13 protein-coding genes, 1 pseudogene and 1 other annotated feature are annotated in these 15,856 nt (G+C 65.5%); of the genes and pseudogenes, 5 read left to right on the forward strand and 9 right to left on the reverse strand.

Annotated features, from left to right (window positions below; all coding sequences use genetic code 11):
- Positions 1–117 precede the first annotated feature (117 nt).
- Positions 118–174: a sequence feature (sul1 is cis-regulatory element that is thought to sense ions involved in sulfur or methionine metabolism; They are found in Alphaproteobacteria), on the reverse strand.
- 306 nt (positions 175–480) lie between these two features.
- Together ACROSR_RS15145 and ACROSR_RS15150 are read left to right on the forward strand one after the other, a co-directional pair.
- Positions 481–735, forward strand: coding sequence for a hypothetical protein (locus ACROSR_RS15145; RefSeq protein WP_432686506.1), 255 nt, complete (start codon positions 481–483; stop codon positions 733–735).
- 32 nt (positions 736–767) lie between these two features.
- Positions 768–2,276: pseudogene (locus ACROSR_RS15150) on the forward strand (IS1182 family transposase).
- Between the two features lie 166 nt (positions 2,277–2,442).
- On the opposite strand, the gene ACROSR_RS15155 reads toward ACROSR_RS15150, so the two are convergent.
- Positions 2,443–3,438, reverse strand: a complete 996-nt coding sequence (locus ACROSR_RS15155) for an asparaginase (RefSeq protein WP_432686508.1) — start codon at positions 3,436–3,438, stop codon at positions 2,443–2,445.
- A gap of 189 nt (positions 3,439–3,627) precedes the next feature.
- On the opposite strand from ACROSR_RS15155, the gene ACROSR_RS15160 reads away from it, so the two are divergent.
- Complete coding sequence (locus ACROSR_RS15160; protein WP_432686510.1) at positions 3,628–4,155, forward strand: invasion associated locus B family protein; 528 nt, start codon at positions 3,628–3,630, stop codon at positions 4,153–4,155.
- A gap of 76 nt (positions 4,156–4,231) precedes the next feature.
- Here the strand turns inward: ACROSR_RS15160 and ACROSR_RS15165 are convergent, their stop codons facing one another.
- Entirely contained in the window at positions 4,232–5,845 is a 1,614-nt protein-coding gene (locus ACROSR_RS15165) for a DUF4139 domain-containing protein (protein ID WP_432686512.1), read from the reverse strand.
- Positions 5,846–6,323: 478 nt separating this feature from the next.
- Between ACROSR_RS15165 and arfB the strand changes: the two genes are divergently transcribed.
- On the forward strand, positions 6,324–6,746 hold the full coding sequence (gene arfB, locus ACROSR_RS15170) for an alternative ribosome rescue aminoacyl-tRNA hydrolase ArfB (protein WP_432686514.1): 423 nt from the start codon (positions 6,324–6,326) through the stop codon (positions 6,744–6,746).
- A 125-nt stretch (positions 6,747–6,871) separates the two neighbouring features.
- Here the strand turns inward: arfB and ACROSR_RS15175 are convergent, their stop codons facing one another.
- The 6 genes from ACROSR_RS15175 to ACROSR_RS15200 are packed head-to-tail and all read right to left on the reverse strand — an operon-like array spanning position 6,872 to position 13,751.
- Positions 6,872–8,299, reverse strand: coding sequence for a C69 family dipeptidase (locus tag ACROSR_RS15175; RefSeq protein WP_432686516.1), 1,428 nt, complete (start codon positions 8,297–8,299; stop codon positions 6,872–6,874).
- A 27-nt stretch (positions 8,300–8,326) separates the two neighbouring features.
- Positions 8,327–9,328: an ABC transporter ATP-binding protein gene (locus ACROSR_RS15180; protein WP_432686518.1), complete on the reverse strand. Its 1,002-nt coding sequence runs from the start codon at positions 9,326–9,328 to the stop codon at positions 8,327–8,329.
- Positions 9,325–10,323, reverse strand: a complete 999-nt coding sequence (locus ACROSR_RS15185) for an ABC transporter ATP-binding protein (protein WP_432686520.1) — start codon at positions 10,321–10,323, stop codon at positions 9,325–9,327. Before ACROSR_RS15185 ends, ACROSR_RS15180 begins: the two co-directional genes overlap by 4 nt.
- Positions 10,323–11,201 carry an ABC transporter permease gene (locus ACROSR_RS15190; protein ID WP_432686522.1) on the reverse strand — a complete coding sequence of 293 codons (879 nt, stop codon included), beginning with the start codon at positions 11,199–11,201 and terminating at the stop codon, positions 10,323–10,325. Before ACROSR_RS15190 ends, ACROSR_RS15185 begins: the two co-directional genes overlap by 1 nt.
- A 1-nt stretch (position 11,202) precedes the next feature.
- Positions 11,203–12,141, reverse strand: coding sequence for an ABC transporter permease (locus ACROSR_RS15195; protein ID WP_432686524.1), 939 nt, complete (start codon positions 12,139–12,141; stop codon positions 11,203–11,205).
- A 26-nt stretch (positions 12,142–12,167) separates the two neighbouring features.
- Positions 12,168–13,751, reverse strand: coding sequence for an ABC transporter substrate-binding protein (locus tag ACROSR_RS15200; protein WP_432686526.1), 1,584 nt, complete (start codon positions 13,749–13,751; stop codon positions 12,168–12,170).
- Positions 13,752–14,027: 276 nt separating this feature from the next.
- On the opposite strand from ACROSR_RS15200, the gene ACROSR_RS15205 reads away from it, so the two are divergent.
- Positions 14,028–14,837, forward strand: a complete 810-nt coding sequence (locus ACROSR_RS15205; RefSeq protein ID WP_432686528.1) for a helix-turn-helix domain-containing protein — start codon at positions 14,028–14,030, stop codon at positions 14,835–14,837.
- Between the two features lie 144 nt (positions 14,838–14,981).
- On the opposite strand, the gene ACROSR_RS15210 is transcribed toward ACROSR_RS15205, so the two are convergent.
- Positions 14,982–15,797 carry a tetratricopeptide repeat protein gene (locus ACROSR_RS15210; protein WP_432686530.1) on the reverse strand — a complete coding sequence of 272 codons (816 nt, stop codon included), beginning with the start codon at positions 15,795–15,797 and terminating at the stop codon, positions 14,982–14,984.
- Between the last annotated feature and the right edge of the window lie 59 nt (positions 15,798–15,856).

The raw sequence follows: 15,856 nt of genomic DNA on the forward strand, positions 1-15,856 counted from the left end.
GCCGCGAATGTTTCCCAGCCACTGGCTGCGGTAAGCGTCGAATGAAATCATGTAAACGTATCCGGTACCGACCGCGCCCGTGTCGCGCTGCCGGTGTGCAAGTGCACGATTGTCTGTCGTTGTCCGGCGGATCGGCGGCCGGAAGAGCCACCCGAGATCACCCCCAGGTCCGTGTTCGCTGCAACGCCGCATAAGGAGTTCTTCGGCCGACGGCAACCCAATCAGGGGTATTCACCTATTTTATTGATGAAAACGGCAGGTGCGTGAGGTGATTTCTAAAGAAAAAAGGGGGCCGCAGGTCAGGTCACGGGGACCTTGGCTACGGTGAGGTTGAGAGCCTGAAACCTGCACTCACCCTTAAAGATCGTCCGTAGCTCAGCTTGAGCCCTGCTGAGGAACCCATGAACGGCCGTTGGGTTAAGAACTTGTTTTCGTGCACTGTGAGCGACTGACGGACGTGGGCCGACCAAGGCCAGCCCGTTGCATTTCGTGTTGCAATTCGAGGTCACAATCTGTGGACGGGCCCACCAGCCAAAGGTGCACGGCGAGGAAAAGTTCGCGAAGATTTCTTCGGGAGCCATTTTGGAGATCCTTGGCGCAGCATGGTCGGCCGCGGTGCGGACCTTCCTGCCGTTCGCTGCGGAGGCTCGATCCGCGCTGCGGTTGCGAAGGCTCTCGGAAGGAACGGCGTATTTTGTTGAAAACCTCGTGCTTGATCGAAGGGCATACTGCTGATTCAATTCCGGCATTGATCGGGAGGATCGGCGATGATGGGATCAAGGCAGGTGGCGCAACCGGCGCTGTTCTACGAGTTCTCTGTGCAAGACCACGTCCCTCAGGATCACCTGCTTCGCTCCATTGATCGGTTCGTCGATCTGGACAGCATCCGCGCCCATCTTGCAGACTTTTACAGCCATACCGGCCGCCCGTCCGTCGATCCCGAGCTGCTGATCCGTATGCTGCTGGTCGGGTATTGTTTCGGGATCCGGTCCGAGCGGCGGCTCTGCGAAGAGGTGCATCTGAATCTCGCGTATCGCTGGTTCTGCCGCCTCGACCTGAGCGACCGTGTGCCGGATCACTCGACCTTCTCAAAGAACCGCCACGGCCGGTTTCGCGACAGCGAGCTGCTGCGGCATCTGTTCGAGGTGACCGTCGCGCGCTGCATCGCCGAAGGCCTGGTCAGCGGCCAGCGCATGGCGGTCGATGCCAGCCTGATCGAGGGTGAGGAGGATCAGCAATTGATCCGGGGGATCAATTGCCCGACGAACGCGAACAAGCAGAACTCGACGCCGCAGGAAGACTGAGACGCATCCCGGATCGATCCGGCCGATGCGCCCCGCGCCGTGCGCGAGTATCTCGACACGCTGGAATGAGACAGACCAGAAAACGATCCGGGGGATCGTTTTCCTGTCGAATGCCGCGTTCGGCGCCGCCAGTGAGGTCCATCCCAAGTTCACCTCGCATTCTGACCCGGCCAGCCAGTGGACCGCAGCACGCAAGGGTGAGCCAATGGAACGCCAATGGTCCGAGAGACATTGGCGAACGCATTCTTCAGCTATTCCGACAATTACCTGATCGACACCGATCACGGGGTGATCGTGGATGTCGAGGCCACGCGGTCCATTCGACAGGCCGAAGTCGGCTCGACGAAGACCATGCTGGATCGGGTGAAGGCCAGGTTCGACTTGCATCCTGAGCCGCTGATCGCGGACACCGCCTATGGGACCGGGCCGATGCTGGGCTGGCTGGTCGACCGCAAGATCGCGCCCCACATCCCGGTCTTCGACAAATCGGGCCGCACCGACGGCACCTGGAGCCGGGCGGACTTCGAGTGGGACGCCGAGAACGACCAATACATCTGCCCCGAGGGCCACGAACTGAAGCAGTTCCGCCGGAACTATTCCGACCCGAACCGGGGGCCGATCAGTGAGGGCCGGACCAAATACCGCGCGCTAAAACTGACCTGCCAGGCCTGCCCGTCGAAACAGCAATGTTGCCCGAACGCCGATGCAAGATCCATCACCCGCGAGGAACATGAAGATGCCCGCCAGGTCGCCCGGGATATCGCCAAAACCCGCCAATACGACATCTCCATGAAGCTCCGGAAAAAGGTCGAGATGCTCTTTGCCCACCTCAAACGCATCCTCGGACTCGGAAGGCTCCGATTACGTGGGCCATGCGGCGCAAACGACGAATTCCTGCTTGCCGCCACCGCCCAGAACCTCCGAAAGCTGGCGAAGATCTTTCCCGCACCGCAGCAAACGCGAAAAGCCTGAAAGGAAAGGCGTTTGCGCCGCATTTTGAACAGCTATTTCTGCGCTCGCGAACAGGTGTTTTTCCACAGAATCGGCGTATAGCTGCCGCCCGGATCGAGGTCGTAGGGCGACGACACACTGGGGACAGGCCGGAAAACTTTAGTCGGGTGCGGAACACCGGGGCCGTTCAGACAAGGCTGTCCGCAGGCTTGATCATGCCCGTCTCGATCCCGCGCCAATTGATGATCGGGGCATTGCGCACCCGGCGGGCGGCCGGATGTGCGGGGTCGAGCACGCCGAGCCGCACGAGGATCGAGGCGATCGCGCAATTCGCCCCGCGCGTGCCGCCGTCGATCACCTTGAGCGCGACCCCGAGACCGCGACGCGGCAGGATCGCCACGAAGAACCCCTCGGCCCCGGTCTTGAGCGCCACCGGCTCGGAACAGGCGCGCATCAGCTCAGTGCAGGCACGCCCCTCGCCCGCCACGAGGTCGGGATGCGCGACCATCGCCTGCCACAACCGGACCGCCGCGCGTTCGGCGGCATCCCCGGTTTCCGACGCGGCGGCGAACCACGCCATGGCGCGGGCCATGCCCTGCAGGCTACTGGCGAAATTCGGGGCTGAACACCCGTCGATGACGTGAAAGGGCGAGGTCTCGTCGGTGACCATCTCGACGCTTTCGCGGACCGACTGCTGCACCGGATGGCCGGGGTCGATGTAATCGGGGCCACCGCCGAGATGCCTGTTGAGCGTCAGGAACCCCGCATGCTTGCCAGAGCACTGGTTGTGGCACTGACAGGGCATCCGGCCATCGCGGATCAGCGCGATGTCGGCGGCGCGGTCCAGCGGGTCATGCGGGCCGCACCTCAGATCGTCGTCCCCCATCCCCAGCGATGACACCCAGTCGCGCACCCGATCGGCATGCGCGGGCGTCCCCTCGTGCGAGGCGCAGGCGAGGGCAAGGTGTTCAGAGGTCAGTCCGTGCGCATCCGCCGCACCGCTGGCAAGCAGCGGCAGCGCCTGGATAATCTTGGCCGAGGATCGCGCCAGCACCGTCTCGGCCAGATTGCCCCACGCCGCCTTGATATCGCCAGAGGCGTCGCAGATCACCGCGTGTCCGAGGTGCACGCTTTCGGGTCGCGGGCCGCGCCAGATTTCGGTCAGGGGGACGGCTTGGGTCATGGGCTTCCTCGGGTTCGGATGGTTGCGCCGGATGGCCCGGCACATGCCAATCACGTCTTTCATTCGACGGCTGTTTCGGACTATTATCACGCCATCGCAGCGTGTCTGGTCGCAGTACAAAAGAATTCCGCGAAGGAATGCAAGCGACCCGGCGATATTGAGGCTCAGGACGGCTTGGAGGCTGGACACATGACATCACGATTAGCAGCTGGATTCGCACTGGCTCTGGCGGGCACTCTGGCGACGGGCGCGGCGGCGCAAGAGACCAGCACCAATCAGGTCGCGACCAACACCGCATGGAGCGTTTTCGAGGATACCGACCCGCGCGAATGCTGGGCGGTCTCCGCCCCGACCGAGACGGTGAACACCCGTGACGGGCGTGTCGTCGCCGTGCGACGCGGCGATATCCTGCTGATGACCTTCTTCCGCCCCAATGCCGATGTACAGGGGCAGATCACCTTCACCGGCGGATATCCCTTCGCCGACGGCTCTACCGTCAACATGGAAATCGGCGACAGCGAGTTCGAACTGTTCACCGAAGGGGAATGGGCCTGGCCGGCCAGCACCGACGACGATGCCAGAATCCTCGCCGCGATGAAGCGTGGCGCGGAGGCCGTCCTTACCGCGCGGTCATCGCGGGGCACACAGACCCAGGACACGTTTTCGCTGTTCGGATACACGGCAGCGGTCGAAGAGGCCGAAACGCGCTGCGACTGAACCGGGCGCACTGACCGCTCGGGACTGGCCGCTCGGGTCTGGCGGGGCCCTTCGGGTGCGGCCAGACACGAGCGGCTCAGCGCAGGACCTTGTCCTCGGGCCATGTCATTTCGGAACGAAGCCGGATGCTCTGGGTTTCACCTGCGGGCAGGTCCAGATCCCATGCGATGACGCCACGCTTGCCGTCAAGATCGCGCTCTGCGGGTTGGGGCGTGGCCTGCCACACAACGTCAAGCGCATCCTGCTCCGAGACCGGCACCCGGTCGATGACCCGCAACGGCCACGTGTCCTGCGTGAGGTTCTCGACCTCGATCACGACGGTTTCGGTCATCCGGCTGGATTGGCGAATGATGCCCCGATCACCTTCGTTCCTGTCCTGCACCCGGCGGCTCAGGCGCAGCCCCTCGATCGGGCCGAAGGACAGTTCGGCCTCGGCACCGGCTGCGATCAACCCGATGTCGCGCTGCCCGACATAGGCCCCGTCAAGAAAGAACCGCGCCTGCTGCGTGGGCAAAAGCACCTCTTGGGTGTCGTTGGTGAACCGTGCCATCACAAAGGCCGTTTCGTCCACCATCGGCACGGCCCGCGCCACGATATCGGCCTCGGTGTCCATCCGGCCAAGCATCAGCCGCACCCGATCCGCCCCGCTCGCCACGTCGACAGGCGACGGATAGGCATATGTCACCGACAGACCATCGAACCGCGGTCGCGCAGCTTCGGCGCTGTTTGCCACCTGCCCGGCAAGGGACATCCGCCCCTCGGCCTGTTGGTCGGCGGCCATCGGCCTGATGTCGTCCGGATCGAAGATGCGCGGGATCCAGGGCTGGACCTGCGCCGGTTCCATCTGTCCGGAAGGTCGCCGGGTCGACAAGTTCAACGCGACGTCCCGCCAATTCTCGCCTGTGGATTGATGGACGAACGCGCCACGCTCGATCCGCAACGTGTCGCTGCCGCGCGCGAGGTACAGATCGTATAACGGCTGCCAGCCCGCGTCCGGGATCGCGTAGGTGACAGTAAGGCGTCCGTCGATCTTGGCATCCGACGCGACGGTGACACCCACCATGGCGCGCGCGACATCCTCTGGCACAAGCGCCTCGAGGGCCTGCCGTGCCGCGTCAAGCGCCGCGATCTCGTCCTTCAGCGCGCGCTCGGCGGCATCCGCGCGGCGGGTCGCCTCGGCGGCGGCCTGGCGTGCAGCCAGCGATTCGGTCCCGATCATCTCGGACAGCGCGCGCATCTCCTCGACCCCGAGCGCGGCCGCCGCGCCCCCCTGTCCGATCCGGTCAAGAAAGGCGACCCGCGCGCGCGCGGCCTCGGCCCGAAGCCGGATGTCGTCGACATCATCGCGTGCCCGGCGCAGCGCGTCTTCCAGCCGCTCGACCTCGGCGCGGGCGGCCAGAACGTCCGGGCGTTCGGCCATGTCGCGGGGGGGCACGTAATCCTGCCGCGTGGTGACCCCGCCCATGCGTGCGCCATCCACCGTCACCCGCACCGAGGCCAGCGGCGTGCCGCGGGGCAGATCGGCCACGATCAAGTCATGGGTTCCGGCAGGGGCGGTGAACGGCACCTCGCGGGTCACGGTCGCGCCCTGCGGATAGACCGTCACCGCGTCCACGCGACTGGACAGCGCGATCTCGTCGGCAAGGGCGGGACCGGCACATAGCAAAAGCGGCAGAACAAGGTGACGCATGGGGAATACTCCGATCCGGGGACGCGGCAGGACACCCGATGAGAGGACGACGTCCGGCACGACACATCACCACCTGAGTGTATGCCATGCCACGACATGCCGCAAGCCAGCGCGCACCCGGCCACACCCGACGGGGTGGCCATGCGCCCGTCCCGCGCGGCGGCAAAAGAATTCTTTTGACAGACACGAAATCTGTGCCATCTTCGAGTTGAGTTCAACAAACGAAAGGAGGTGGTCCAGTGTCTATAGAGGTGTTGGAGCGAGGTGTCGGGACAGTTCGGGAGGGCCGCGTCTAGGGCAGCCCCGCGGCGCGTGCCGCCCGGATTGGTGCGCCTGACCGGCACACCTCCGCGACTTCTGAAGGGCCGTTCCCGACCGGGGACGGCCCTTTTCAGTGCGTTTCGTGTAGTGTTCGTCCTGTGCAGGATGTACGCTGCGTACGCGCGAAACCTACACGGCCAACGGCCCCGAGGCGAAGATGCTGAGAATAACCGACCGGATCACCATCGAGGATTGGGAGCTGACCGAACAGTTCACCCGCGCCTCGGGTCCCGGCGGGCAGAACGTCAACAAGGTGTCGAGCGCGGTAGAGCTTCGGTTCGAGGCCGCACGCTCGCCCAACCTGCCCGGGCCGGTGAAAACCCGGCTGCGGCGGCTGGCGGGGCGGCGCTGGACGACCGAGGGCGCGGTGGTGATCCAGTGCGACGAGACCCGCAGCCAGGCCCGCAACCGCGACATCGCCCGCGACCGCCTGGCCCAACTGATCAAGCAGGCGACGGTGAAGCCCAAGCCCCGTATCCCCACCCGCCCCACACTGGGGGCAAAAAAACGCCGCCTGAAAGCCAAGAAGGTCCGCGGCGAGGTCAAGGCCCTGCGCGGGCGGGTCGACGGGGAGGAGTGAGGGGCGGCGGGCGTGGTCAACCTCGGCTTTCTGCCCACCCTCGTGGTCTGGCTGCGCCCGACCGCGATCCTCAGCCCCGTGTATGCAGACGATATCCTGCGACGCACGAGTGGCGTCGCGCGGTTTCACCAGATCTGGTCGGGTCTGCGCGGCGACAGGGACATGTTCAAGCCGCCGGCCCCGCGCAAACGCACGTCCAGCGCTGCGGCGAGGGTTTGCGCGTCGTCCAGCACGGTCAGAAGCCGCGTGCGGGCGTGATCGGTCAGCAGCCGTTCGGCCAGCCCCGGTTCACCAGCCTCCAGAAGCAACTCCGCGCTGCGCAGGATATCGGGGAGTTCGTCCACGAACTGCGCCTCGACACGGCGCCAATGCGCCCAGATTTCCGCCAGAAACGGGTCGGGCTGCTGAAACACCAGATGCATCAGGCGCTTGAACGCGTAAAAGGCCGACACGGTGGATTCCGCGCCTTGCGGGATGTGCGACACGGAATCGGGCTGCTTGTCGACATGCCGTTCGTCCAGAAAACGCGCGCTTTCGCCGGTCGCCAGGTAGCGGTGCGCGCCGTATTCCAGCGGCACCTCGGTCTGGCCCAGGAACACCGGCACAAGCGGGGCGGTCACCGGCCCGACGGGCGCGTGCCACATCATCCGCAGCGCGGCATGGGACGGGTGCGTCAGCGGCACGACCTGACCGTACCCGGCGGTGTCGCCGGTCAGCGTTTCGGTCGAGATGGACCAGAACACATCCGCCAGCGTGACCTTGCCGGGACGCGCGGCGCGGGCGGTCATTTCGTCCTCGATCCAGGCGACGCCGGGCCAACGGCCCAGCCCGTCGCCGTAGATGCGGTTGACATCGAACGCGCCTTCGGCCGGATCATACCAGCCCTGCGCCACGGCCGTTTCCTTGAAATGCGGCGGGAACATGTAATCGGCGTCCGGCGCATCCGGAATCATGCCGATATAGCCGGGACGCGAGGCACGGATGCTGTCGGGGCCCAGCCGTTCGGCAACCCACAGCCCGCGCCCGCCGGAAAACTGGATGACCACCCATGCCTCGTCCGGATCGGCGATCATGTGCGAGTTGCCGCCGTAGCAGGCGTAGCCGTGGCGCGCGATGAGATCCCCGATGATCTCGACCCCGTGGCGCGCGGTGGTGGCGCGTTCGGTGACGATGCGGGCAAGATCGGAATAGTTCGGCCCGGTCTGATCGGCGGGCGTCATCGCCACCAGCTCGGGGCGCGAGGGGGACCAGATGTCGCGCACGGCGACCCCGTGCTCGTTGAGCCCGCCATTGGTCAGCGGCGCGGGCACGCCAAGATAGTGGCTGTAGCTGACCCGCAGATGCCGCGCGGTCTGCCCCGCCTGGGGTATCCGGGACCGCTGGCCCGGCAGACCCGCCTGCGGCGTGACGCCGACGGTGATCGTGCTGTCCGTGGCATGGGTCTTGCGCGGGACCAGTTCCAGCCAGTGCGACGACGGCTCGTCGCCGTAGCCGGCCAGGTAGGCGATGCCGTCGGCGGTGTGATCGCGGCCGATATAGATGCCGTAGCTCATGGGTCGGAAGGTCCTTGGTTGTCGCGCTCAGGTGGTCTTTGTCCCTGGCCCGCGCGTTGCGGAGAGCGGATGCAGGCAGGTGAAGCCGTGACCGCCATCGACCCGCGTCACCGGGGGGACAGTTATCCGGCAATCGGCCTGGGCGTAGCGGCAGCGGGTGTGAAACTCGCATCCGCCCGGACGGTGTCGCGGGCTGGGCATCTCGCCAGACAGCGTGATCCGCGCATGGGCCGCGTCCGGGTCGGGCTGAGGATTCGCCGACAGCAGCGCCTCGGTATAGGGGTGGCGCGGCGCCTCGAAAATACGCGCGGTCGGCCCCTGTTCGACGAAACGGCCAAGATACATGATCGCCATCCGGTCGGTAATGTGGCGCACCACGTTGAGGTTATGCGTGATGACGAGGATCGCGATGTCGAACCGGCGTTGCAAGTCGGCCAGCAGGTTGAGCACCTCGGCCTGCACGGACATATCGAGGCCCGCGGTCGGCTCGTCCGCGATCACCAGCCGCGGATTGAGCGCGAGCGCCCGCGCCACGCCCACGCGCCGCGCCTGCCCGCCCGACAACTGGTGCGGAAAGCGCGTCGCGAAGTCCGGCGCGAGGCCGACCATGTCCAGCAGGCGCGCCGCCTCGTCGCGCGTGTTGCGCGCGCGGCCGTGGATGCGCAGGGGTTCGGTCACCAGCGCGCCCACCGTCAGGCGCGGCGACAGCGACCCGACGGGATCCTGCCACATCATCGCCATCTCGCGCCGCAATGCGGTGTAGGCACGCGACCCGGCGCGCGAAATCTCGTTTCCGTCGAACCGGATCGAGCCCGACTCGGCCCGTTTCAGCCCGATCAACGTGCGCGCGACGGTCGACTTTCCCGATCCGCTTTCACCGACCAGGCCCAGTGTCTCGCCCGCGTTGATGCTGAACGACACATCGCAGACCGCGTCGAATGCGGTCGGGGCCCGCGTCAGCGCCGCCTTGATGGGACCGGCGGTGCGATAGCGGACGCGCAGGTTCTCGACCTCCAGAAGCGCGCTCATGACGGCACCGCCGCGCGACGCTCCGCCGGATCGATCAGGTGGCAGCGGGCGTCGTGCCGCGCGCCCGGCGCCACGTGGCGCTGCGGATGCTCGGTATCGCAGCGGTCCCAGCGATGCGGGCAGCGATCCTTGAAGATGCAGCCGGCCGGCACCCGCACCAGATCTGGCAGATCACCGGGGATGGTCGGCAGGTTGCGCGTCGCGACCTTGATCCGCCCCGGATCGCATTCGAACAGCGCCTGCGTGTAGGGATGCGCGGGACGGTGGAACACCTCGCGCACGTCGCCGCGTTCGATCATCTCGCCGGCATACATCACCGCCACATCGTCGCACAGCTCGGCCACGGTGCCGAGGTGATGGGACACGAAGACCACCGAACAGCCGAATTCGCGCTGCAATTCACGCAGCAGCGACACGATCTGGATTTCCAGGGTGGCATCCAGCGCGGTCGTCGGCTCATCCGCGATCAGCAGGTCGGGGCGTGTCAGCAGCGCCATGGCGATGCAGACCCGCTGTCGCATCCCGCCCGAGAACTGGTGCGGGTAGGCGTCGAGCAGCGCCTCGGCATCGGGGATGCCGACACGGGTCAGCATGTCGATCGCGCGCTGGCGCTTGTCCGCGCGGCTGACGGCATCGCGATACTGGATGTCGGTCATCTGGCGACCAATGGTCGACACCGGGTTCAGCGCCGTCATCGGATCCTGAAAGATCATCGCGATACGGGTGCCGCGGATGGCGCGCATGTCGCGGTCCGGCAGGCCGACAAGCTCGGTCCCGCCCAGGCTGATAGAGCCCGCGGTGACCTCGGCGTTGCCGGCCAGCAACCCGATCAGGCTGTAGGCCAGGGTTGATTTACCACAGCCGCTTTCGCCGACGACCCCGACAATTCGACCCTTGGGCACATCGAAATCGACATGGCGCAGCGCGTGGATGCGCCCGCGCGGGGTGCCGAAATCTATCGACAGGTCGCGCACCCGCAAGAGAGGTTCGTTCATCACAGGTTCCGTCGCAGCTTGGGGTCGAAGATGTCGCGCAGCGCTTCGCCCAGAAAGGTGAAGCCAAGGGTCACGAGGACGATGGGCAGCGACCCCCCGATCACCGGCCAGGGCGAATTGCGGATGAAGTTGTAGCCGTCGTTCAGGATCGTGCCCCAGGACGGCGCCGGCGGGCGCACGCCCATGCCCAGAAAGCTCAGCCCCGCCTCGACCGCGATCACGAGCGGCACGTCCATGCTGGCAAGGATCAGCAGCGGCCCCAGCACGTTGGGAAGGATATGCACGCCAAGGATGCGAAAGGTGCTGGCCCCCATCGCGCGCTCGGCAAGGATGAACTCGGCCGTGCGCAGCGCCTGCGTCTGCGTGCGCACGATCCGCGCATAGATCGGCACCGAGGTGATCGCCACGACAAGGATCACGGTGTACAGGCTGGGCCCGATCAGCGTGATGACCGCAAGACCGAAGACGATCACCGGAAAGGACCGGATCGCGTCGAAGATCAGCAGCAGGATGTTGTCCAGCCATTTCGGCCCGAACCCCGCGAGAAGTCCCAGCAACAGGCCAAAGCTCATCGCCGCCGTCAGGGTAACCAGCGCGACCAGCATGGCGATGCGACCACCCGACACGACGCGCGAAAACAGGTCGCGCCCGATATGGTCGGTGCCCAGCCAGTGCGCCGCCGACGGACCGCTGAGGCGCGGCCCGACCATGATCGCGTTGGGATCATAGGGCGCGATCCACGGCGCAAAGATCGCCGACGCCACGACGATCACCACGAGGATCAGCCCCATCATTCCCATCGGATTGCGCGACAGCTGCCGCGCATTGACAGCGGCGGCCGACGGCGCGCGGGCCGCTTCGGTCGTCAGATCAGTCATGTCAAAGCTCCTCGCGCAGGCGCGGGTCGAGCCACGCGACCACGAGATCGGAAATCAGCGTCGCCAGCACGATGATGCCGGTCGTGACCAGCACCGCACCAAGCACGATGGGATAATTGCGTTCGTTCACCGCACCCACGATCAGTGCGCCGATGCCGGGACGCGCGAAGATCACCTCGACAAAGACCGCCGCCGAGAACAGATGCGCCACCCCTGCCCCGATCAGCGTCACCGCGGGCAGCACCGCGATGCGCAACACATGCGCGGTCAGGATGCGGCCCTCGCGCAGCCCGAAGGCGCGCGCCATGCGGACATGGTTCTCGCCCATCACCTCGAGCATCGAGGCCCGCACGACGCGCGCGATATAGCCCACCCAGGACACGCCGACCGCGAAGGCCGGCAGGATCAGGTGCCTTACCTGTTCGCCGAAGGTCTCGCCCGCGCCGATGGCCGGCAACCAGCGCAGCCAGACGGCAAAGATCAGCACGCCGTACAGCGCCATCACGAAGGCCGGGATCGAGATCGTCGCGACCGAAAGAACGCCGGTGATCCGGTCCAGCCACGAATTGCGACGCACCGCCGAGTAGCACCCCAGCGGGATGCCGATCGCCATCGCCCAGAGAATCGACACGGTGATCAGGATCAACGTGTAGGGCAGCGCCTCCATCACGATCGTGGACACCTCGCGCCCGGTGAAGATGTCGGTGCCCATGTCGCCCCGCACCAGGTTGCCGAAGAACATGGCAAGCTGAACCAGCATCGGCCGGTCCAGCCCCATTTCGAGGCGCGTGCGTTCGATCAGCTCGGGCGTCGCGCGCGGGCCCAGTACCATCACGGCCGGGTCCCCCGGCACCAGATGCAACATCACGTTCAGTAGCGAGACCGCGACCACGATGATGATCATCGACAGCAACAGGCGCTGGATTGCGTAGATCACCACGGGTCGCGGTCTCCCTCAGGTTGGGGTCAGGCCTGATCGGGCGTAAACCCGATATACAGCGGCCGCGCATCGGGACGCAGGGCAGGTTCGACGGTGTCGTTGAACATCACCGGGCTGCCCTCATGCGTGAGGAAACGGTAGGCGCCGGTTTCTTCCATCATGTCCTGCATCCGGCGATACATCGCGGCGCGTTTTTCGTCGTCGGATTCGCTCAACGCGGCCTCGTGAAGCTGGTCGAACTCGGGATTCGAGAACCGCTCCCAGTTCCAGACGCCGACCTGTTCGGTGGTGAACCAGTTGGTCGCGTAATACGGGTCCGGCAGCATCGAGAAGCGGTTGATGACAAGCTGCATGTCCTTCCAGCGGTCACCCTCGCTTTCCATCCCGAGCGTCCAGAACGACCCTGAATCCTGCACGTTGATCTGCACCGGAATGCCGATCTGGCCTAGCTGCGCCTGCACCACCTCGGCGATGGTCTTCCATGTGGTGGCGTTCAGCGTGTCGATCGTGAGCGGCGTGGTCGGCGCGCCGCCGGCCATTTCCAGAAATTCGCGCGCCTTGTCGAGATCGCCCGCGACCGGGACAAGCGGCGCCTCGCGATGCCCGATCAGGCCCGGCGCGATCAGCCCGGTGGCCGGATCCGCGACGCCCGAATAGGCGGCATCAAGGATCTGCGGGATATTGATCGCGTGCTGGATCGCCTTGCGCAGGTTGATATCTTCCAGCGCCGGGTTCTCAAGATTCATCCCGACCCACACGTAGTAAAGCGACGGGTATTCCTCGATCGTGGTGTTGGCCGGCGGATTCGCCTTGTAGCTGGGCAGTGACGACAGGGTGATCGCCGTGTAATCCAGATCGCCGGACTCGTAGGCGCGCTCGGCGACCTTTTCGTCATCCATGGGAATGATTCGAATCTCGTCGAATCCCGGCATCGGGCCGGTCCAGTCGGGATTGCGCGTCAGGTGCACGTACTGGTTCGGCTTCCATTCCTCCAGCACGTAAGGCCCGGAGAAGGCGGGCGGCGTCATGCCGAAATTACCACCATCCTCGGTCGCCTCCATGACGGCCTTCTTCGACACGATATGGCCGGTGCCGTAGGGAATGGCGATCAGCCACAGGGGCTCGAACGGCTTGGACAGAACGATGGTGCCCTCGTATTTGCCGGTGACGTCCACACGCTCCAGCGGGCCCCAGTCGCCCTTGACCGGGCTGTCATGCTCCAGCACCCGCTCGAACGAGAATTTCACGTCCTCGGCCGTCATCTCGCCATGGCCGCCGGTGAACATGATGCCGGGCTTGAGCCTGAAGCGGATATGCGTGTCGTCGACCTGCTCCAGTTCTTCGGCGGCTTCCAGCTCTATCTCCCACTCGCGGCCCGGCACGTAGCGCGCCAGCTTGGAGTAGATGCAGTTCATCACGTCGACATTGTAGCCGTTCTGGTAAAAACCGGGGTCGAGCGCGTCGATATCGGCATAGCTGTGCGCCCGCAGCACGCTGCCCGACTGCGCCCAGATCGCCGTCCCCAGCGGCATGGTGCCCGCCGCGAGACCGCTGGCCGCGACGCTTTTCAAAAAGCCGCGCCTGCCGAGGTTCATGGTTGTCGTGGTCATCTCGTATCCTCTCCGTTGATCGGGGTGTCGAACGGGTATGGGTGTCGTCTGCCTTGTGGCCGTCCCGTTCCGGCCAAGGCTTTCTGCTAGGAGACTCCATCACGCGGAACCTGTCAATTGCGTATATCGCGTCAATCGACGCGCCTTGTGCGTCACTTGGCGAAGCCCTGCCGCGTGTGCCGCGCGATCCCGCGGGTACGACCGGATCAGGGGGCCCGGGCCACGGTCCGGCATTTGCGGCTTGACGCCGGGGCCGCGTCCGGTAGCGATGTGCGCATGACTGGCACGCCGTTTTCGGACAACCTGACCTTCGCCTGCAGCCTGTTTCCGTCGATCGCGGAGGTCTGCCGCCGCGTCGCCATCAATCGCCAGCAGTTCAACAAGTACCTGTCGGGCGATGTCCGACCCTCGCGCCACAACATGCGGCGCATCTGCGATTTCTTCGGTGTGACCGAGAGCGAGCTCCTTGGCGATCCACAACGCTTCGCCGAGCTGATCTCGTTGCGTGGCAGCCCCGTGCCCGATCCCCGCATGCCGCCCTGGGCCCATCCGGTCGAACGGCTGCACCGCGCCTCGACAGGGCTGGATCGTTATGTCGGCTGGTATTTCAGGTATTTCTATTCCTTCGGCTATCCCGGCAAGATCACCCGGTCGCTCAGTGTCATCAGCCGAAAGGACGACCGGTTCTATTGGAAGAACATCGAGTTTTCGCCCGAAGACCCGCTTGGCGGCCCTCGCAAGACGGGCAAATACGAAGGCATGGTGTTCCTGCTGGAGGATCGCATCCACGTGATCGAGCACGAGTCCCTGATGTGCAGTTCAATCACGCAGTTGATGCTCTATCCCGCGTATCAAACCGGCGTCGGTTATCTGCTTGGCCTCCAGACCGGCGGCTCGATGAAACGCGGGCGCAGGCCCGCGGCCTCTGTGGTCCTGCTGGAGTATCTCGGGGGCCGGGTCGATCTGCGGCGCGCGCTCAAGCGCTGTGGGCGGTTCGACGAGGCCGAGATCGACGCCCCTCTCAGACGCATGATCCAGAACGAGATCACCCCCGGCAACTACGTCTTCGATGTAGAGCAGCTTTGACCGCGCAACCCGTCGTTGCACCCGGATCGCATCGAGGTGCGACGAGACAGGATCACCGGCATGACCGGAGGCAGGCCGCGTTTCGCGGCCGGCCGCACGGGGACGCCCCGCGGCCGGCGCGGCAAGGTCAGGGTCGGCGCTACCTCACGCACCGCCGCTGGTGACATCCCCGATGGCGCGGCCTGCCTTGAGCATTTCACGCAGATCCCGGTAATAGGCGATGTTCTCGGCGATGGCGGCGTCGTCCAGATCGACCGCAAGGGTCGCCCGCGCCTCGCGTTCGCGCCCGGCCAGACCGTAAAGCAGTGCCAGATTTCCGCGCGTGCGCCCGGTGGCTTCGCTGCTGCGCACCAGTTCACGCAGGATCTCGATACCGGCCTCGGGCGCGCCCGACAGGCCACGCGACAGCGCAAGATTGCTGAGCAACGCGAAATCCGTCGGGTCGATCGAAAGACCGTTCTGATACACGCGCTGCGCCTCGTCATGGCGGCTGAGCTGGTCCAGGGCAATGCCCCGCGCGGTGATGATACGCAGATCGCGCGGCGCCTTGGCCTGCGCGCGATCCAGCGTCTTCAGCGCCTGCGTGGCGCGCCCGTCAGCAAGCTGCGTGCGCCCGAGTTCAAGCAGGATGCGGGGGTCATCCTCGCGCCGGGACGCGGCCTCGCGCAGGGCATGTTCCCCGCGCCGCGACTGGCCAAGATTGCGGTAGCTGCGCCCGAGCCCGACAAGCGCCTCGACGGAATCGGGGTTCGCGGTGAATTCGCGACGGTACAGGGTGGCGGCCGTCTCGTGGTCGCCCTGCGCCGCGGCACGATCCGCAAGGCGCAGCGACGAGGGTTCCGGCTCTGACGTGTCGAACGGGATGCCGTTGGCACCACATCCCGATATGACAAGCGTCGTCACCACCGCAAGGCCGACCCCGCGCGCGGATCTCGCAACATTTTTGGCGATCTGTCGCATTCTGTCCGATACTCTGATCATCATGTCACGTAGCAAGTATCTTTCCTGTCGACAAAGAT

The organism is Roseovarius tibetensis, from assembly GCF_050896375.1.
GTDB classification, from domain to species: Bacteria; Pseudomonadota; Alphaproteobacteria; order Rhodobacterales; family Rhodobacteraceae; genus Roseovarius; species Roseovarius tibetensis.